The 17,915-nt window shown below is 65.2% G+C and carries 18 protein-coding genes; 13 read left to right on the top strand and 5 right to left on the bottom strand.

Going from position 1 to position 17,915, the window contains the following annotated elements; translation table 11 throughout:
• Positions 1-62 precede the first annotated feature (62 nt).
• Entirely contained in the window at positions 63-2,213 is a 2,151-nt protein-coding gene (locus CSQ95_RS13480; protein ID WP_099409878.1) for a TonB-dependent siderophore receptor, read from the top strand.
• A gap of 15 nt (positions 2,214-2,228) precedes the next feature.
• On the opposite strand, the gene CSQ95_RS13475 is transcribed toward CSQ95_RS13480, so the two are convergent.
• On the bottom strand, positions 2,229-2,483 hold the full coding sequence (locus tag CSQ95_RS13475; protein ID WP_070224954.1) for a hypothetical protein: 255 nt from the start codon (positions 2,481-2,483) through the stop codon (positions 2,229-2,231).
• 219 nt (positions 2,484-2,702) lie between these two features.
• Between CSQ95_RS13475 and CSQ95_RS13470 the strand changes: the two genes are divergently transcribed.
• Both CSQ95_RS13470 and CSQ95_RS13465 read left to right on the top strand, forming a co-directional pair.
• Positions 2,703-3,356, top strand: coding sequence for a hydrolase (locus tag CSQ95_RS13470; RefSeq protein WP_070224955.1), 654 nt, complete (start codon positions 2,703-2,705; stop codon positions 3,354-3,356).
• Between the two features lie 70 nt (positions 3,357-3,426).
• Positions 3,427-5,277, top strand: coding sequence for an amidohydrolase (locus CSQ95_RS13465; protein ID WP_099409877.1), 1,851 nt, complete (start codon positions 3,427-3,429; stop codon positions 5,275-5,277).
• Between the two features lie 14 nt (positions 5,278-5,291).
• On the opposite strand, the gene CSQ95_RS13460 is transcribed toward CSQ95_RS13465, so the two are convergent.
• The 3 genes from CSQ95_RS13460 to CSQ95_RS13450 are packed head-to-tail and all read right to left on the bottom strand — an operon-like array spanning position 5,292 to position 7,725.
• The gene (locus CSQ95_RS13460) at positions 5,292-6,632 is read right to left on the bottom strand and encodes a VWA domain-containing protein (RefSeq protein WP_099409876.1); all 1,341 of its coding nucleotides are present in this window, start codon (positions 6,630-6,632) and stop codon (positions 5,292-5,294) included.
• Positions 6,632-7,237, bottom strand: coding sequence for a TadE/TadG family type IV pilus assembly protein (locus tag CSQ95_RS13455; protein WP_099409875.1), 606 nt, complete (start codon positions 7,235-7,237; stop codon positions 6,632-6,634). The genes CSQ95_RS13460 and CSQ95_RS13455 overlap by 1 nt, the downstream gene beginning before the upstream one ends.
• Positions 7,237-7,725, bottom strand: a complete 489-nt coding sequence (locus CSQ95_RS13450) for a TadE/TadG family type IV pilus assembly protein (protein WP_070224959.1) — start codon at positions 7,723-7,725, stop codon at positions 7,237-7,239. The genes CSQ95_RS13455 and CSQ95_RS13450 overlap by 1 nt, the downstream gene beginning before the upstream one ends.
• 558 nt (positions 7,726-8,283) lie before the next feature.
• Between CSQ95_RS13450 and CSQ95_RS13445 the strand changes: the two genes are divergently transcribed.
• The 10 genes from CSQ95_RS13445 (at position 8,284) to CSQ95_RS13400 (ending at position 17,284) form a co-directional block, all read left to right on the top strand.
• On the top strand, positions 8,284-8,976 hold the full coding sequence (locus CSQ95_RS13445; protein ID WP_257218045.1) for a response regulator transcription factor: 693 nt from the start codon (positions 8,284-8,286) through the stop codon (positions 8,974-8,976).
• Between the two features lie 201 nt (positions 8,977-9,177).
• Entirely contained in the window at positions 9,178-9,351 is a 174-nt protein-coding gene (locus tag CSQ95_RS13440; RefSeq protein ID WP_071650303.1) for a Flp family type IVb pilin, read from the top strand.
• A gap of 116 nt (positions 9,352-9,467) precedes the next feature.
• Positions 9,468-10,028, top strand: coding sequence for a prepilin peptidase (locus tag CSQ95_RS13435; RefSeq protein WP_099409993.1), 561 nt, complete (start codon positions 9,468-9,470; stop codon positions 10,026-10,028).
• A 63-nt stretch (positions 10,029-10,091) separates the two neighbouring features.
• Entirely contained in the window at positions 10,092-10,925 is an 834-nt protein-coding gene (cpaB, locus tag CSQ95_RS13430; RefSeq protein WP_070224961.1) for a Flp pilus assembly protein CpaB, read from the top strand.
• 25 nt (positions 10,926-10,950) lie between these two features.
• Positions 10,951-12,459 (top strand): type II and III secretion system protein family protein, encoded by a 1,509-nt coding sequence (locus CSQ95_RS13425; protein WP_099409873.1) that lies wholly within the window; start codon positions 10,951-10,953, stop codon positions 12,457-12,459.
• Positions 12,460-12,468: 9 nt separating this feature from the next.
• On the top strand, positions 12,469-12,741 hold the full coding sequence (locus CSQ95_RS13420) for a pilus assembly protein (protein ID WP_099409872.1): 273 nt from the start codon (positions 12,469-12,471) through the stop codon (positions 12,739-12,741).
• A gap of 37 nt (positions 12,742-12,778) precedes the next feature.
• Complete coding sequence (locus tag CSQ95_RS13415) at positions 12,779-13,939, top strand: AAA family ATPase (RefSeq protein WP_070224964.1); 1,161 nt, start codon at positions 12,779-12,781, stop codon at positions 13,937-13,939.
• A 63-nt stretch (positions 13,940-14,002) separates the two neighbouring features.
• Positions 14,003-15,349, top strand: coding sequence for a CpaF family protein (locus CSQ95_RS13410; RefSeq protein WP_070225027.1), 1,347 nt, complete (start codon positions 14,003-14,005; stop codon positions 15,347-15,349).
• Between the two features lie 6 nt (positions 15,350-15,355).
• Positions 15,356-16,324 carry a type II secretion system F family protein gene (locus CSQ95_RS13405; RefSeq protein ID WP_099409871.1) on the top strand — a complete coding sequence of 323 codons (969 nt, stop codon included), beginning with the start codon at positions 15,356-15,358 and terminating at the stop codon, positions 16,322-16,324.
• An 18-nt stretch (positions 16,325-16,342) separates the two neighbouring features.
• Complete coding sequence (locus tag CSQ95_RS13400) at positions 16,343-17,284, top strand: type II secretion system F family protein (protein ID WP_373631942.1); 942 nt, start codon at positions 16,343-16,345, stop codon at positions 17,282-17,284.
• A 43-nt stretch (positions 17,285-17,327) separates the two neighbouring features.
• Here CSQ95_RS13400 and CSQ95_RS13395 read toward each other — a convergent pair.
• The coding region (locus CSQ95_RS13395) for an IS3 family transposase (protein WP_143449967.1) at positions 17,328-17,915 on the bottom strand (588 nt) is incomplete at its 5' end.

Here is a 17,915-nt window from a genome sequence, read left to right as displayed (position 1 = left end):
GCTGGTCGGGTGAGCGCGGGAACGCGCAAGCCGACACCACCACAACCCTTTCAGGATTCTCCATGCGATTGAGTATTGTATTGTGCAGCTTCGTGCTGCCGTTGACGGCGCACGTCCGTGCCGAAGACATTCTCCCTTCCGTGACGGTCCATGCCGGTAAAGTGGAGCAGCGCCGCAACGACACCGTCGCCGCCATCGTCGTCGGCCACGATGAATTGATACGCCAGGGCGACCGCGTGCTGTCCGACGCCCTGAAGCGCCTGCCCGGCATTTCCATCGGCGGGCCGTCCGGCGCGGCTGCGGGCGCCGCTGGCGGGCAAATCCAGATGCGTGGCCTGGGCCAGGGCTATACCTTGATCATGCTCGATGGCGTGCCCGTGGCGCCCGGCTTTTCGCTCGACGCGCTGGACCCGGAACTGGTCGAGCGCGTGGAAATCATGCGCGCCGCCACGGCAGAATTTTCCACCCAGGCGATCGCCGGTTCCATCAACATCGTGCTGAAAAAGTCGGGCGGGCGGCGCGAACGCACGTTCAAGCTGGGCGCGTCCGCCAGCCATGGCATGCCCGCCGGCAGCGCCACCGTGCAGTGGTCGGACAAGGATGGGCGCCGGTCGTACGCGCTGGCCGGCACGCTCAGCCATACGGGACGCGAAGCGCTGCTCGACGAGTGGAGCCGCGAATTCGACACAGCGGGCGCGCCCGCGGTGGTGCGCCACGTGCCGCTCACCGAGCGCGTGACGAGCGACGCCATCGAACTGGCGCCCCGCGTGCAATGGGCGCTGGCGGGCGAGGGCAGCCTGGCCTGGCAAAGCCTGGTCAACGTGCGCCGCCTGGCCAGTCGCCGCCATGCGCAGGAAACGGCTTACCTGGGCGGCACGACCGCCTATCCGGAGAACCAGGCCCATTTCAACCAGGACAGCAGCACCGTGCGCAGCGACCTGCACTGGCTGCGCAAGCTCGACCATGGCGCCAGTCTCGACGTGAAGCTGGGCGCCAGCATCAATCACCGCGCCAATGATTATCAGTTCCTGGGCCGCGGCGCGGCGCCGGGACAGGGCATCACGCGCCTGGTCGATTCGGGCCTGGACGAGGTGGGCGTGCAGGCGAGCGGCACCTACCGCCGCGCGCTGGGCGAACACCACACGCTGGCGGCGGGCTGGGATGCGGGGCACCGGCGGCGCACGGATTTTCGCCGCGAACGCCAGCTGGAGCCGGGCGGGCCGCCCGTGCTCAGCGACGAAGACTATGCGGCCACGGTGCGGCGCCTGGCCCTGTTCGCGCAGGATGAATGGGAACTGTCCGCGCATTGGTCGCTGTACCTGGGCTTGCGCTGGGAAAGCTGGCGCACGGCCAGCGCCACGGGCGGCGGCGAGCCGGTCGACGTGCGCGCGCAGGTATGGAGCCCCTTGCTGCAAAGCCTGTGGAAGTCCGGCGGCAAGCAGCAGGTGCGCCTGGCCGTTACGCGCACCTACAAGGCGCCGCAGATTTTCGAGCTGATCCCGCGCCCGTACACGGTCGACAATGGCAACAGCCCCACGAATCCCGACACCCAGGGCAATCCGGCGCTGCGCCCGGAGCTGGCGTGGGGCCTCGATGCCGCCTATGAATACTATCCGGGCGCGGGCGCCATGCTGGGCGCCAGCGCCTCGCTGCGGCGCATCAGCGACGTGATGCTGGAGCGCCTGTACCAGGACAACGGGCGCTGGGTGAGCACGCCCGTCAACCATGGCCATGCCGGCGTGCGCTCGATCGCGCTGGAAGCGAAGCTGCCCTTGACGGCGCTGTGGGCGGGCGCTCCCGCGCTGGACTTGCGGGCCAACGTGGCGCGCAACTGGTCGAGGCTCGATGCCGTGCCCGGCCCCGATAGCCGCCTCGACAGCCAATTGCCGTGGAGCGCCAACGTGGGAGGGGACTACCAGCTGGCCCGCCTGCCCCTGAGCCTGGGCGTCGACCTGAATTACCAGGCGGGAGGGCGCTCGCGCGAGTCCGGCCAGCTGCTGGCCTGGCAGGGCGGCAAGCGCGAACTCGATATGTACGCGCTATGGAAAGTCAGCGACAGGCTGCGCCTGCGCCTGCGCCTGTCGGGCGCCAACCTGCTGGGGCAGGATTACCGCACGCGCAGCCTGTATGCGGATGGCGCGCGCAGCCTGCTGCGCACGGTCGATACGGGCAGCTACCGCACCTGGCGGCTGATGCTGGAGGGAACCCTGTAGCCAGCTGTAGCCAGCCTAGTCGTCGATCTCGTCGACGGTGTAGCTGACGCCCTGCGCCTCGAGGTAGCCGCGCACGGCGTCCAGGCCGTGCCACGGGTCGGGGCGCAGGTGCTGGCATATATACAGGCCGGCGTCCGTCAGCCTGGCGTCGGTGTCGGGCATGGCGGCGCCGGTTACGCGCGGCGCCTGCGGCAGTGCCGCCAGCAGCTGTTCGAGGTGCTGGCGCTGGCGCGGCGCCAGGCTTGCCGCGATCCTGAATTCAAATCCCATGTTTTCTCCTTGATTGACAGGCCGCCGCAGCGGCTATTTTTAATTATCGAAAAAATTGCACATAGCTTGGCATTCTTTCCGTTTTTGTTTTCAAAGTATCTCGTCCATACTGCATAGCACTGGCCCGGCACACACAGCGTGACGCAAGGGCAGGAGCAGAAATGCCGTACAAGTACCTCTCTTTTTTCATATTCAATTATTTTCACTAAGGAAAACATCATGCCTATCGCCACCGCCCAAGCCGCCCACAAACTGCTGACTCCCAACGATCATACCCTGATCATGATTGACCACCAGTCGCAGATGGCGTTCGCCACCCGTTCGATCGACCTGGCCTTGCTGCGCAACAATGCGGCCCTGGTGGCCAAGGCGGCGGCGCAATTCAAGGTGCCGACGATTCTGACGACGGTGGCCGCCAAATCGTTCTCCGGCCCTATTTTTGACGAGATCCAGTCCGTCTTCCCCGAGCAGGCGCCGATCGACCGCACCAGCATGAATACCTGGGAAGACGCGCGCATCGCCGACAAGGTCAATGGCTACGGCAAGGGCAAGATCGTGCTGGCCGGCCTGTGGACGTCCGTCTGCATCGTGGGCCCTGCATTGTCGGCGCTGGAGCAGGGCTTCGAGGTGTACGTGATCGCCGACGCCAGCGGCGACGTCTCCGACGAAGCCCATGCGATGGCCATGCAGCGCATGATACAGGCGGGAGCGCAGCCCATGACGTCCGTGCAATACCTGCTGGAACTGCAGCGCGACTGGGCCCGCGGCGAGACCTACAACGAGACGGTGGCGACGGCCGTGGCGCACGGCGGCGGCTATGGCCTGGGCTTGATCTACGCCAAATCCATGTTCAACGCCAGCGAAGGCCATTGAGATTGTATTGATATTGCGCCACCGCCGCCCGCCGGCGGGGCGGTATTCTTCACCTGAACCGGGAGTTTCCATGCACGCAAGCACGATTTTACTCAATGGCCGTTTCCACACGGTCGACAGGACGCAGCCGCTGGCGTCCGCCGTTGCCATCGCCGATGGTAAATTCCTCGCCGTGGGCGACGTCGAAGACGTGATCCGTCATCGCGGTCCCGCCACGCAGCTGATCGACCTGGCTGGCCGCACGGTGATTCCCGGCCTGAACGACTCGCACCTGCACCTGATCCGCGGCGGCTTGAACTACAACCTGGAATTGCGCTGGGAAGGCGTGCCCTCGCTGGCCGACGCCCTGCGCATGTTGAAGGAACAGGCGCTGCGCACGCCGAACCCGCAATGGGTGCGCGTGGTGGGCGGCTGGACGGAATTCCAGTTCGCGGAAAAGCGCATGCCGACGCTGGACGAAATCAACGCGGCTGCGCCCGACACGCCCGTTTTCATCCTGCACCTGTACGACCGCGCCTTGCTCAACCGCGCGGCCCTGCGCGCCGTCGGCTACGATAAAAATACGCCGAACCCGCCCGGCGGCGAGATCGTGCGCGATGCATCGGGCAATCCCACGGGCTTGCTGATCGCCCGGCCGAACGCCATGATCCTGTATGCGACCCTGGCGAAAGGCCCCAAGCTGCCGCTGGAATTGCAGGTGAACTCCACGCGCCAGTTCATGCGCGAACTCAATCGCCTGGGCATCACCAGCGCCATCGACGCGGGCGGCGGCTTCCAGAATTATCCGGAAGACTACGCGGTCGTCGACGAGCTGGCGCAAAAAGAGCAGCTGACCATCCGCATCGCCTACAACCTGTTCACGCAAAACAAGGGCGCGGAATTGCAGGACTTCCAGAAGTGGACGGGCATGGTGAAACCCGGCGACGGCACCGATTTTTACCGCCACAACGGCGCAGGCGAAATGCTGGTGTTTTCCGCCGCCGACTTCGAGGATTTCCTCGAGCCGCGCCCCGAGCTGGCGGCCGGCATGGAAGACGAACTGGAAAAGGTCGTGCGCCACCTGGTCGAGCAGCGCTGGCCGTTCCGCCTGCACGCCACCTATGACGAATCGATCGGCCGCATGCTCGACGTGTTTGAAAAGGTCAACCGCGACACGCCGTTCGGCGGCCTGCACTGGCTGTTCGACCACGCGGAAACCATCAGCCCGAAAAATATCGACCGCGTGAAAGCGCTGGGCGGCGGCCTGGCCATCCAGCACCGCATGGCTTTCCAGGGCGAGTATTTCGTCGAGCGCTATGGTGCCGACGCGGCGAAGGCCACGCCGCCCGTGCAGCGCATGCTGGACGCGGGCGTGCCCGTCGGCGGCGGCACAGATGCGACCAGGGTCGCCAGCTACAATCCGTGGACGGCGCTGTACTGGCTGGTTTCGGGGCGCACCGTGGGCGGCCTGGCCCTGACGGATGTGGCGGGCAGGTTGTCGCGCGACACGGCGCTGGAGCTGTGGACGGCGGGCAGCGCCTGGTTCTCCAGTGAGCAAGGCAAGAAGGGGCGCATCCGCGAGGGCATGCTGGCCGATTTGAGCGTGCTGTCGGCCGATTACTTTACGGTGCCGGAAGAGGCGATCAAGTCCATCGAATCCGTGCTGACCATGGTGGGCGGCAAGGTCGTCTACGGCCAGGCGGAATTCACGACCCTGGCGCCGCCGCCTATCCCCGTGCTGCCCGAATGGTCGCCCGTGCGCACGGTGCCCGGTCATTACCGGCCCGCGGCCAGGCCGGCGCAAACCATGCTGCCGCACCAGTGCGCGGGCGCCTGCGGCGTGCATGCGCATGCGCACGACCGGGCGCGCAAGTCGGCCGTGCCGATCAGTGACTTTTCCGGCTTCTGGGGCACCTTGGGCTGCAGCTGCTTCGCCTTTTAGATGGCGGCCTGGCCTTATTTGGAAATGCGCAGGATGGCCGAGGCGAGCCGCGTGAAACATGGGCTCAGCTCGCTTTCGGTGGCCGCATAGCAGTACAGGCCCACGGGTTCGGCCGGCTTGCGGCAAGCTGCTTTTGCGTCGGTCGTGTTGGCCAGGCAGCGCAGCAAGTCTTCGCCCAGCTCGTTGTCCGGCCCTTCCTTGGTTTTCAGCGAGGCGCCCATGCCCAGGGTAAAGACAAAAATGCCTTCCTGGCGCGCTTTTGCCGCCATCGCTTCAACCAGGTTGCGCGAGGCGCGGTGCATATTCGTCCATTGCGCTTGCGCCGTTGCGGTGGAAGAAGTCACGACGCGGGGCGTATTGGTGACGATGGGAAACTCGCGCAGCGCCGCGTCATTATTCGCGTTATACCATGCGGGAAGCGCGGTGATCTGACTGGCGGCGCAATCGCCGTATTGGAGCGAGTCGCTCACTTTCATCCTGTACAGGCCTGCCAATGCCGGGTTTTGCAGTTTCGGAAAGGTGGCGAGGCCGCCTGCGTCCTTGCATTTGTTGTCCTTATTGGGGAAGTACGCGGAAAACGCCGCTGGCGAGCCATCGGAAAAAAACACGATGACGCGCAGGCTGGAGCGGTTCAGTTGCTCGATATCGTTCAGCTGTTTGCGCGCCTGGAACATGCCGGCGGAAGAATTGGTGCCGCCGACAAACGAGAATTGATCGATCTTTCCATTTTTCATGGTCATGCTGTCGCGGTCGAAACCGCGCTCGACCTGCCTGATCGGGACATCGATTTGCGCTTCCGAAGCGAAGTGCAGCAAGCCGACCCGGTCGACCGTGGAGTTGAATTTGTTCAGGAAGGACTTGCCTGCCGCCCGCACGGCGTCCGCATTGTTTTCCAGTGAACGCGACGTGTCCATCACCAGCACCATGTCCAGGTCCTTGCGGATGGTTTGCGCGCTGGCCGCCACGTTCAGGGTCTTGAAACCGAGTACGCCCATCAGCGAGACGGGCAGCGAGGCGGTGGCCGAGACGTCGATGGTGACGGTGCCTCTGTCGAACACCACGCCGACGGGATCGAGGACCGGCGTCGACAGCAGGAAGTGGTCCGGATAATTAATGTCAAAAAAATCCCTGGCTGACTGGCGCGCACTGGCCCGCTGCGCCTCTTCCGAGCTGCCCGCGGTGACGCCGCGCGCCGCCGCCAGGCTGGCCGCGTCGACGGCCGCATTGAGCTTGGCCTTGACGAAGTAACCGAGGGCCGAATCGATGGCCAGGCCCACGGAGGCGATCAGGACGACGGCCGACAGCGCCACCATGATCAGCACCTGGCCGCCTTGCCGCTTGTGTGGAATGCGCATCAGAATACCGTCATCGAAGTGAGGTTGGGCGCCAGCACGGGCGTCGTGCTGTTGCCAAAGTTCAGGGTGCCGAACAGCATGTCGAAATCGTAGAACGTTTCCACGGCGTAGATCAGTTCGCCATCGGCCAGCTGGTTCTGCATCAATGCCACCGTGGGGGCATGCTCGTCCCTGGCGATGCCGGTGCAGGTGCCGTTGCTCCAGCTGCCGCATTGCCATACCTGGCTGGCGGGCAGGTAGCCGCTGGCCCTGGCGCCGGCATCCCAGCGGTACTGTTCCAGCACGATATTGCGCAAGCCGCTCTTTGCCGTGTAGCCCATGATCTTGGTGATGTAGATCATGCCGCGCTTGTTCATGTCCAGCGGCGGGGTGGTGGCCGCCAGCGCATTCATGATGGCCTGGCCCGAGCCGCTCAGGTCGGACGTGGAGCGCGAGGCCAGGTTGGCGCCTTCGCGGCTGATGTTGAGCAGGATGGTCTTGGCCTGGATGGCGCGCGACAGGTCGGCCAGCATGAACAGCAGCAGCGCCAGCAGCGGCAGAACGATGGCAAATTCCACGGCGGCGATGCCGCGCGCGGCGCGCGGCGCAGGAGGGCGGGCGCGCATCACAGGCCGCCAAAGCTTTCATTGCGCATGGTGGCGGCCACCACGAAGTGCGCCTGGCCGTCGCGGAACAGGGCCCGGATCATCGGCGTGGCAAATGCCCAGCGGCAATCGACGGAGATGACGACGATATCGCCGGCCTGGCCGAACATGGCGGCGCCGACCGCATCGCTGCCGTTGACGGAGATCACGGGGCTGACCTTGTCATACATGCCCATGGAACTGTCGCGTATTTTTTGTATCACGGCCTGGTAGCGCTGCTGGTTGGCGCTGTCGGGGTCGAGGTCTTTGGCCCCCGTGACGGCATAGCGCGCGCCTTCGCGCACCGCATGCTGCATGGTCATATTGGCAAAATACGCCATGCTCAATTCAATGATGCCGATTATCAGCATGAGAAAGACCGGCGTTATCAGGGCCAATTCCAGCAAGGTGGCGCCGCCCTGTCCGCTTTGCTTGCGGAATATAGGGGAATCGGCCTGTTTTAAACGCATGGGATTAATCCGGTTAGGTGCCACGATGAAGAATGTCGGGCGGATGGTATTGCGTAATTTGACTGGCGATTATTCTATATCGATTTTCAAGGGCATGTCTTCCCATTAAATTATTACAGGTCAAGATAATCGTAATTAAGCGCCTTATTTCAAGTGTGCGGCCCCCGTCCCTACAGGGGCGGGAGTAATATGCGCGGGTATGAAAACAGGCTTGGTGTCAGGATTGTCCTGCGTGCAGGCAAAGACTTGTTTTGCAAGGTGATGCAATAAAAATGCTGCAATGTAAGCAACAGCAGCGATGGCAGCAGCGATGGCGCGCCGGCGGCGCGCCCGCCCTGGCCGCGCTGCCCATCCATCGGCACTCGCCCGGCGTGCGGCGACCGCTGGGATGGGGCACGCACCGCGTTTGCGCGTGCCGGCCCAAGGCCTCTTCCTTCGTGCCCCCATGACTTCCTCCCCTGCGCGCGGCAACAGAGGCGCGCGCGGGCGAGGCTGGCAATCCGATTCGGATCAACAACATTCCCCGAAGGGAATGGGTTACACGTTAAGAGGTAAAGCATGTCAACAAAAAATGTCATACGCGTCATGCTGGTGTCGGACCACAAAACCTGGCTGTGGGGCCTGGAGCAGCTGCTCGCCGGCGCCCAGCCGGCAATGCAGGTGGTGGCCAGCGCCACCGAGATCGACGGCGCGCTGCTGCTGGCCCGGACCCTGTGTCCCGACGTCATCGTGCTTGACGCCGATCTGGGCTGCGGCGGCGCCTGCGCCATCGATTATCTGCCGCAGCTGCTCGGCAATGGCGTCTCGCGCGTATTGCTGTTCAGCGGCACGCAGGACCAGGTCGAGTGCGGACGCGCCGTGCGCAGCGGTGTGCGCGCGGTGGTGGGCAAGGAGACGCCCGTCAAGCAAATGATCGACGCCATCGCCCGCCTGCATCAGGGCGAGTTGTGCCTGGCTCCGGCGCTGCTCGACAGCATGCTGGGGGTGCTCAACAAGCCGGAAGCGGCACCCGATCCGGAAGAGCAGCGGATCGCCAGGCTGACGCTGAAGGAGCGCAAGATCGTTGCCATGATGGTGGAGGGAAATGGCGCGCTGAACCGTGCAATAGCCCAGCGCGCTTTTATCTCGGAGCAAACCTTGCGTAATCATTTGACATCGATCTACAGCAAGCTCGATGTCACCAACCGCCTGGAATTATATGTGTACGCCACCCGCAACCGGCTGGCCGAGTCCCTGCCTGTGGAGGGATAGTACATATGTCCTGAATGTGGACAAAAAATTAAGATGGTTTGTACTGCGCATAAAATGACTTTTCTCTGATTCGATTTAATGTTTGTTTATATAAAATACACGCATCAGAAATTGGCAAATAAAAACAAGGTGAATGTTTTTATTTTCAGACTGTATTTTCAGTTTTTATCATGTTTAAAACTTGACCTGAAAGGGAATAATATGAATTTCATTAAAAACTTTATCGCCGAAGAAGATGGCGTGACCGCCATCGAATATGCGCTGATCGCTGCGCTGGTGGCGGCGGCGCTGGTCACGGCCGTCGGCTATTTCACCACCGGCCTCGATGGCGCCTTCAAGGCCATCGGCACCAAGTTGACGGGCGCGGCGATCTAAGACGCCCGCCCACCGCGCTGCACCCCGGCATGCCAGCTGCCCATGCGCACTGGCCTGCCGGCTTCCCGCCCAACGATGCGCATGCCGTCATGCGCTCGGCTTGCATCAGGTACACGATGGACCCTCATTCTTTCTGGACGTTCAGCCCCGCCATAGTCTTGTGGGGGCTGCTGGCCGCCGCTGTCTGGCATGACGTGCGCCGCCGGCGCATTCCCAACCGGCTGGTATTTTCCGGCGCCTTGCTCGGCGTGCTGCTCAACAGCCTGGCGTTGCCCGGGCTGACGCCGGCCGGGCCGTGGCTGGCCTTGGGCGGCCTGGCCGTCGGCCTGGGCTTGCTGTTGCCCATGTATGCGCTGAAGGCGCTGGGCGCGGGCGACGTCAAGCTGATGGCGATGGTGGGGGCGTTTCTGGGCCCGCGCCCCGCCGTGTTTGCCGTGCTGTGCAGCCTGCTTGCTGGCGGCGTGCTGGCGCTGGCCGTCGCCCTGTGCCAGGGCACGCTGCGCCAGGCCTTGGCCAATGCCCGGCAATTGCTGCTGCAAGGCTGGCTGCGCGCCGCGGCAGGCGAGGCGCCGCAGGTCGGCCCGCCCGAGCTGCCAAGCGGCAGCCTGCCGTACGCGATCGCCATTGCCGCCGGCACCGCCATCAGCCTGGCCCTGGCGGCCGGCGGCCATGCATGACGCGCCGGGCAGCGATATGGCCGCGTGCGCGCGGAAACCCATGTTTCACCAAGAGGATAAATCATGAGAAATAGCCGCGTTGCGATCGTGCTGCTGCTGGCGTTGCTGATGGCGGGCGGCGCCGTGCTGGCGGCCGCCCGCTGGATGTCAGGGCAGGGCGCGCCGGCCAGCCAGACGGTGATGGTCGCGCTGGTCGATATCGGCGTGGGCGCGAAGGTGACGCCGGCCATGCTGCGCGGCATGGACTGGCCGGCGGGTGCCATGCCGCCGGGGGCGTTTGGCGAGGCCGGCGCGCTGGACGGGCGCATCACGCGCAGCGCCGTCAGCAGGGGCGAGCCTGTGCTGGAAAGCAAGCTCGCGCCGCCCGGCGCCACCGGTGGCCTGTCGGCCATCGTCGCTGCCGGCAAGCGCGCCATGACCGTGCGCGTCAACGATGTGGTGGGCGTGGCCGGCTTCGCGCTGCCGGGCAACTTCGTCGACATTCTCGTGCATACGCAGGATGACCGCGCCAGGCCGGCGGGCGGCGGGCCGCTGGCCATTTCCAAGATCGTGCTGGAACGCATCCTGGTGCTGGCCGTGGCGCAGGAATCCGGCCGCGACGACAACAAGCCCAAGGTGGTCAACGCCGTGACCCTGGAGCTGACGCCGGAGCAGGTGGAAAAGCTGGACCTGGCGCGCAGCGTGGGCAGCCTGTCGCTGGTGCTGCGCAACCAGGTCGATCCGGCGCCCGCCGACACGGGCGGCGCCACCAAGGAGTCGCTGCTGGAATTGAAGGCGCTGGCGCCGGCGGCGGCGCCCGTGCGCGCGGCGCGGCGCCAGACGGCCCCGGCACGCGCTGCCGCGCGCGACAGCATCACCGTCATCAAGGGCATGGATACCAGCGTCCAGCAATTTTAAATCAGCAGGCAAGCAAGGATGATCGATGAATACATTTCGTAAGCACGCCTCGAGTGCGGGCATGCGCCTGGCCCTGGCCTTGGGCGGCGCGGCCGCGGGCCTGGCCTGGCCCGGCAGCGCCGGCGCGGCGGCGCCTTCCCGGCAGGCCGTCATGACGCCAGTCGCGGCGCCGCCCATGTCGCTGGGCGCCGATATCGCCCGCCTGGGCGCGCCCGTGCGCATCGCCGTGGGCAAGTCCACCTTGCGCAGCCTGAGCCTGCCGGTGTCGCAGATCGCCGTCAACGATCCGCGCGTGGCCGGCGCCAGGATGCTGGGCTCGTCCAGCCAGCTGTTCGTCTGGGGCCTGGCCCCGGGCAGCACCAACCTGATCCTGTGGGACCGGCAGCAGCGCCCCGTGATCGTCGATATTGAAGTCGAGATCGATGTCGAGGGCTTGCAGGCGCAGCTGGCCTATGTCTTCCCCGGCGAGCATGCCGTCAAGGCGGGCGCGGCCGGCGGCAGCATCGTGCTGTCGGGGCAGGTCAGCGACAGCGTCAAGGCCAGCCAGATCCTCGAGATGGCGCAAGCCTATGCCCAGCGCGGCGCGGGCGAAGCGGCGGCGCCGGCCGACGGCGCCGCCAGCACTGCCAATGCCGCCGGCGGCGTCAAGGTCATCAATATGCTGACGGTCGCGGCGCCGCAGCAGGTCATGCTGGAAGTGAAAATCGCCGAAGTGTCGAAGACCCTGGTCGACCAGCTGGGCGCCAGCGTGGGCATCAGCGGCACGCGCGGCAACTGGAGCTACGGCCTGCTGTCGAACCTGCTTAGCGGCCACCCCAGCCAGCTGGGCGCCGTCAACGGCAAGAATGGCAACGGTCTCACGCTCGATGCGCAAAAGCGCGACGGCCTGGTCAAGGTGCTGGCCGAACCGAACATCATGGCCATCAGTGGCCAGGAAGCCAGTTTCCTCGCGGGCGGCAAGATTTTCATTCCGGTCGCGCAAGACAGCACCACCAACAAGATCACGCTGGAGGAAAAGGAATTCGGCATTGCCGTCAAGTTCACGCCCACCGTGCTCGAAGGCGGACGCATCAACCTGAAGGTGGCGCCGGAAGTGTCGGAGCTGAACCGCGAAGGCATCGGCATCACCACCGGCGGGGGCGCCGCCGCCAACGCGGTGCTGCCGGCCTTTACCACGCGGCGCACCACCACGACGGTGCAGCTGTTCGACGGCCAGAGTTTTGCCGTCGGCGGCTTGATCAAGAACAATGTGACGACCAATATCAAGGCCTTGCCCTTCCTGGGCGAGATCCCCGTGCTGGGCGCGCTGTTCCGCAGCAGCGATTTCCAGACTGACCGCACGGAGCTCGTCTTCATCATCACGCCGCACCTGGTCAAGCCGCTCGACAGTGAAATTGTGCTGCCGACCGATGCCTACGTGGCGCCCAGCCGCGGCGAGTTCTTCTTGCAAGGAAAAATGGAAGGCGCCGCCGCGCCACGGCCGCGGCAGGACGCGGCCACGCAGACAGCGCCGGCCGATCCGGACATTCAATAGGAGCACATCATGCAGCATCCCGTTTTCCTCTCCGTACTGCTGGCCGCCCTGGCCGCCAGCGGCTGCGCCGCCACCCCGAATCTGGACCGCCAGTTCGGCCACAGCGTCGCGCAGCTGCGCCAGCGCCAAATGCTGTCGCCGCAGGCGGGCGCGAACCGCGACCCCGTGGCCGGCATGGACGGCAAGGCCGCCCAGGCCGCCTACGCGGCGTACCAGAAAAGCTTTGCCGCACCCGCGCCGCAAGCGGCCGCCTTCACCATCGGCGTCGGGGCGCGCAAGTGAAGCTGGCACCGTCACCACAGAACCAGCAAGGCCTATCGTGAAAATCGCCATCAATTCCAGGGATGAAAAAACGCTGTCCGCGCTGGGCCAGCTGCTGCGCGGCCGCAACCGGCTCGACGAGATCGATGCGGGCGGCGAAACGCTCGAACCGCTGCAGGCGGCGCAGTCGCCGCCCGACGTGCTGATCTTCGACCGCCCGTCGAACGACGGCGCCGACCTGGCCGCCATCGAGCGCCTCAGCAACCTGCATCCGCGCATGGCTTTCATCGTGCTGTGCCACCAGCAGCCGCCCGAATTCCTGCTGCAGGCCATGCGCGCGGGCGTGCGCGACGTGCTGCCGTTTCCCGCCGCGCCGGCCAGCCTGTATGCGGCGCTCGAACGCATCGAGGAAAAGCTGGAGCGGCGCGAGCATGGCAACGGCAAGGTGCTGGCCTTCATCTCGTGCAAGGGCGGCAGCGGCGCCACCTTCATCGCCAGCAACCTCGGTTATGCGCTGGCCGCCGGCGGCCAGCAGCGCGTTGCCCTGATCGACATGAACCTGCATTTTGGCGACGCCTCGCTGTTCGTCTCCGAGAACAAGCCGCTGGCCACGCTGTCGGACGTCACGCGCGACATCCACCGGCTCGATTCCTCGTTCCTGGGATCGAGCATGCTGCACATCCTGCCCAACTACAGCGTGCTGGCCGCGCCCGAAGATCCCGCCCACGCCAGCGAAGTGGCGCCCGAACACATCGACGCCATCATCCGGCAGGCCAGGCGCCAGTATGATTTCATCGTGCTCGACGTGGGCCGCAACCTCGACGCCGTCAGCGTGCGCGCGCTGGACCACGCCGACATGATCTTTCCCGTCCTGCAGGCGACCTTGCCCTACATCCGCGACGGCAAGCGCCTGCTGGGCATGTTCCGCTCGCTCGAATACGCCAGTGACAAGGTGCATATCATCGTCAACCGCCACGACAAGGGCGGCGAGATCCGCCTGCGCGACCTGGAAGCGGCCTATGGCACGGCCGTCTACCGCACCGTGCCCAATCACTACGCCTCGGCGGCCGCCTCGGTCAACCAGGGCGTGCCGATTTTACAGCTCGACAAAGCCAGCCCGATCACGCGCTCGCTGCAGGAATTCGCCGCCAGCCTGGCCGGCGGCGCGGCCAGCACGGCGCGCCAGGGCTGGCTGGGCCGCGTCCTGCGGCGCGCCTGATCCACGCGCTTGATCCACATCATAGAACAGGAGCATTTCATGGCTGGTTCCCCCATCGCCGCCTTGTCCATCCGCGAACGGCTTGGCAGCGCCAAGATCGCCGCGCTCGCGCCGCAACGCATGGCGGCCATCGACAACCGCGGCTACCGCGACCTCAAGCTGCGCATCCATGGGCTGCTGCTCGAACGGGTCGACCTGGAAAGCATGCAGCGCCTGTCGCAGGAGCGCATCCGCGAAGAATTGCGCGGCCTGGTCGAGCGCTTGCTGGATGAAGAGGCGGTGGTCATCAACGAGGCCGAGCGCAGGAGCCTGACGCGCGATATCCAGCACGAGATGCTGGGCTTCGGCCCGCTGGAAACCCTGCTGTCGGACGCCAGCGTGTCGGACATCCTCGTCAACGGCCACCAGCAGGTCTATGTGGAGCGCGGCGGCCGCCTCGAGCTGACCGATGTCTGCTTCGACGATGACGCCCACCTGATGAAAATCATCGACAAGATCGTCTCGCGCGTGGGCCGGCGCATCGACGAATCGAGCCCCATGGTCGATGCGCGCCTGCCCGACGGTTCGCGCGTCAACGCCATCATCCCGCCGCTGGCCATCGACGGCCCCGTGATGTCGATCCGGCGTTTTTCCGTCGATCCGCTGCGCCTGGCCGACCTGGTCGCCTACCGCAGCATGACGGCGGAAATGGCCGAGGTGCTGCAGGGCCTGGGCAAGGCGAAGATGAATATCCTCATTTCCGGCGGCACGGGCAGCGGCAAGACCACCATGCTGAACGTGATTTCCGGCTTTATCGGCCAGACCGAGCGCATCGTCACGGTGGAAGACGCGGCCGAACTGCAGTTGCAGCAGCCGCACGTGGTACGGCTCGAAACGCGTCCGCCGAATATCGAAGGCAAGGGCGAAGTGAGCCAGCGCGCGCTGGTGCGCAATGCGCTGCGCATGCGTCCCGACCGCATCATCCTGGGCGAGGTGCGCGGCGCCGAGGCGCTCGACATGCTGGGCGCCATGAACACGGGCCATGAAGGCTCGATGGCGACCATCCACGCCAACACGCCGCGCGACGCCATCACGCGGCTGGAAAACATGATCAGCATGGCGGCGGCCAACCTGCCCAGCAAGGCCATCCGGCAGCAGATCAGCTCGGCCGTGTCGGTGGTGGTGCAGGTGTCGCGCCTGATCGACGGCAAGCGCAAGGTGACGTCGATCCAGGAAATCACGGGCATGGAAGGGGAGGTCATCACGATGCAGGAAATCTTCAGTTTCCGGCAGACGGGCGTGGCCGAGGGCGGCGCGGTGGTCGGGCATTTCTCGGCCAGCGGCATCCGCCCGCGCTTCCTCGAACGACTGAACAGCTTCGGCATCGGCGTGTCGGCCTCGCTGTTCGAACCCACCGCGGCGGGGCGCTGACACGCCATGCTTTCCTACCTTGTCTATCTGTTTATTTTCCTGGCCGTCCTGCTGCTGGTGGCTGGTGCCTGGCTGGCGTGGCAGGCGGCGCGGGGGCCGGGTGCGGCGCGCGTGGCGCGGCGCCTGCAAGCCATGTATACGGCCAGCGGTGGCGAACAGGCGCTGTCGATCACCAAGCAGCGCCCGCTGAGCGTCCATCCGTTTCTGCAAGGCGTGCTGGAAGGCTTGCCCGGCGCGGGGCGCATCGAGCAGCTATTGCTGCAGGCGGGCATGCGCTGGCTCGTGGCCGGCTTCCTCGGCTATTGCGCACTCGGCGCGCTGGCCGGCCTGCTGCTGGCCGGCGCGCTGCCGCTGCCCTGGTATGTGCGCCTGGGCCTGGGCGCGGGCGGCGCCATGCTGCCGTATCTGCTGGTGCGCCGCGCCAGGAGCCGACGGCTGGTGCGCATCGAGCAGCAACTGCCGGATGCGCTCGACCTGATGGGCCGCGCCATGCGCGCCGGCCATGCGTTTCCCACCGCGCTGAAAATGGTGGGCGAGGAGATGACGGGGCCGCTGGCCGAGGAATTTCGCGCCGTGTTCGACGAAGTCAGTTTCGGCGTCGCGATGGCCGATGCGCTGGGCAACCTGGCCGCGCGCGTGCCCAGCACGGACTTGCGCTATTTCGTCATCGCCGTGCTGATTCAGCGCGAAACGGGCGGCAACCTGACTGAATTGCTGAGCAGCATCAGCGCCATCATCCGCGACCGCCTGAAATTGCTGGGACAGGTGCGCGTGCTGTCGGCCGAAGGGCGCATGTCGGCCTGGGTCCTGGGCCTGCTGCCGTTCGGCGCGGCGCTGATGATGCACGTGATGAATCCGCAGTTTATCGCCGTGCTGTACACGGATGGGGGCGGGCGCAAGATGGTCGGCGTGGCGCTGGGCTTGCTGATGGTTGGCGTGCTCTGCATCAGAAAAATTATCCATATCCGGGTGTGACATGAAAGAAAAAACACGATGAGCGGCATGAGCGCGGCGCAGCTGGCTTTGCTGGGCCTGCTGTTCCTGATCGTTTTCGCGCTGGTCTTGCTGGTGCTGCGCATATTCGCCGGCAGCGCCGTGCAGGAGCGGCTGCAGGCGCTGGGCGATGCCGGCGCCGCCGGCGATAGCGGGCGCCATGCCAGGCGGCGCTGGCTGGCGCATGCCGTCAGCCTGACGCGCCCGCTGGCCAGGCTGTCGCTGCCGGACGAGGGCTGGGAAAGTTCGCCCATCCGCAGCCGCTTCGTCCATGCCGGCTGGCGCAGCCAGGCCGCGCCCGCCCTGTTTTACGCGGGCAAGACGGCCTTGTTCGTGGGCTTGCCGCTGCTGGCGTACTTCCTGCTGCGCCACGGCGGGCACAATATGCTGTTGTGGCTGGTCGCGGCGGCCGCCCTCGGCTATTACCTGCCCAATGTCTGGCTGTCGCATTGCCTGAAACAGCGCCAGCGCGAAGTGTTCGAAACCTTTCCCGATGCGCTGGACCTGATGACGGTGTGCGTCGAAGCGGGGCTGGCCATGGATGCGGCGCTGGCGCGCGTGGCGCAGGAAATCGGCTTGAAAAGCAAGGTCCTGGCCGAAGAGCTGCAACTGGTGACGCTGGAATTGCGCGCCGGCAGCGCCAAGGACAAGGCCTTGCGCAACCTGGCCCTGCGCACCGGGGTGGAAGATGTCGATGCGCTGGTGACCTTGCTGATCCAGGCCGAGCGCTTCGGCACGAGCATCGCCGCGTCGCTGCGCGTGCAGTCCGATCAGCTGCGCACCAAGCGGCGCCAGCGCGCCGAGGAAACGGCGGCCAGGATCGCCCTCAAGCTGCTGTTCCCGCTGATCTTTTTTATCTTCCCGTCGCTGATGGTGGTGCTGATGGGACCGGCGTTCCTGCAGATTTACCGCGTGCTGCTGCCGGCCATGCGGGGTGGCTGAGGGCTGGCCGGGGCTGTCCAGTCCTAAAATAGGTTGACAGTATTTATTGCTGCACAAACGCCCGATGCACCGCATCGGGCGTTTTGTACTTCAAGGCCGTATGTGGTCGTTCCTGGTTGTATATCCGCACCGATTGCGCCACCATTTTGCTCGCCTGTTTCAGGTCTGCAGGTCGATTCAGCAAGAACTCGCCTTTCAGAATGCCGTTGATACGTTCGGCCAGCGCATTCTGATAGCAGTCGTAGCCGTCGGTCATGGAGCAAGTCAGTCCATGACGACGATGAATTTCTTGATAGTAAGTCGAGCAGTACTGGATGCCCCTGTCTGAATGATGGATCAGCGGCGTCTTGCGCTGTCGTGCTCGCAGGGCCATCTTCAAGGCCTCGCTGACCTCTTCGGTTTGCAGGCTTGCGTGCACGTGATAGCCCACGATCTTGCGCGAATACGCATCCGTTACCAAGCTCAGATAGACGAATTTTCCGGCGCTCGGGAGATACGTGATATCGGCTACCCACACCTGCTCCGGCCGCGTGGCGAGCACTTGTCCCGGCCCCTCCTTGAGTAAATTGGGATGGCGCCGGAAGCGGTGATGGCTATTCGTGGTCTTATGATAGGCCCGCTGTGGTTGCAC

Source organism: Janthinobacterium sp. BJB304, assembly GCF_002735765.1.
Classification (GTDB): Bacteria; Pseudomonadota; Gammaproteobacteria; order Burkholderiales; family Burkholderiaceae_D; genus Janthinobacterium.
This window is presented reverse-complemented; position numbering and strand designations above follow the sequence as displayed.

Bases quoted from the DNA above. Each gene is read 5' to 3' on its own strand.
- CSQ95_RS13480 (WP_099409878.1), top strand. From the start codon at position 63: ATGCGATTGAGTATTGTATTGTGCAGCTTCGTGCTGCCGTTGACGGCG.
- CSQ95_RS13475 (WP_070224954.1), bottom strand. From the start codon at position 2,483: ATGGGATTTGAATTCAGGATCGCGGCAAGCCTGGCGCCGCGCCAGCGC.
- CSQ95_RS13470 (WP_070224955.1), top strand. From the start codon at position 2,703: ATGCCTATCGCCACCGCCCAAGCCGCCCACAAACTGCTGACTCCCAAC.
- CSQ95_RS13465 (WP_099409877.1), top strand. From the start codon at position 3,427: ATGCACGCAAGCACGATTTTACTCAATGGCCGTTTCCACACGGTCGAC.
- CSQ95_RS13460 (WP_099409876.1), bottom strand. From the start codon at position 6,632: ATGCGCATTCCACACAAGCGGCAAGGCGGCCAGGTGCTGATCATGGTG.
- CSQ95_RS13455 (WP_099409875.1), bottom strand. From the start codon at position 7,237: ATGCGCGCCCGCCCTCCTGCGCCGCGCGCCGCGCGCGGCATCGCCGCC.
- CSQ95_RS13450 (WP_070224959.1), bottom strand. From the start codon at position 7,725: ATGCGTTTAAAACAGGCCGATTCCCCTATATTCCGCAAGCAAAGCGGA.
- CSQ95_RS13445 (WP_257218045.1), top strand. From the start codon at position 8,284: ATGTCAACAAAAAATGTCATACGCGTCATGCTGGTGTCGGACCACAAA.
- CSQ95_RS13440 (WP_071650303.1), top strand. From the start codon at position 9,178: ATGAATTTCATTAAAAACTTTATCGCCGAAGAAGATGGCGTGACCGCC.
- CSQ95_RS13435 (WP_099409993.1), top strand. From the start codon at position 9,468: ATGGACCCTCATTCTTTCTGGACGTTCAGCCCCGCCATAGTCTTGTGG.
- cpaB (WP_070224961.1), top strand. From the start codon at position 10,092: ATGAGAAATAGCCGCGTTGCGATCGTGCTGCTGCTGGCGTTGCTGATG.
- CSQ95_RS13425 (WP_099409873.1), top strand. From the start codon at position 10,951: ATGAATACATTTCGTAAGCACGCCTCGAGTGCGGGCATGCGCCTGGCC.
- CSQ95_RS13420 (WP_099409872.1), top strand. From the start codon at position 12,469: ATGCAGCATCCCGTTTTCCTCTCCGTACTGCTGGCCGCCCTGGCCGCC.
- CSQ95_RS13405 (WP_099409871.1), top strand. From the start codon at position 15,356: ATGCTTTCCTACCTTGTCTATCTGTTTATTTTCCTGGCCGTCCTGCTG.
- CSQ95_RS13400 (WP_373631942.1), top strand. From the start codon at position 16,343: ATGAGCGGCATGAGCGCGGCGCAGCTGGCTTTGCTGGGCCTGCTGTTC.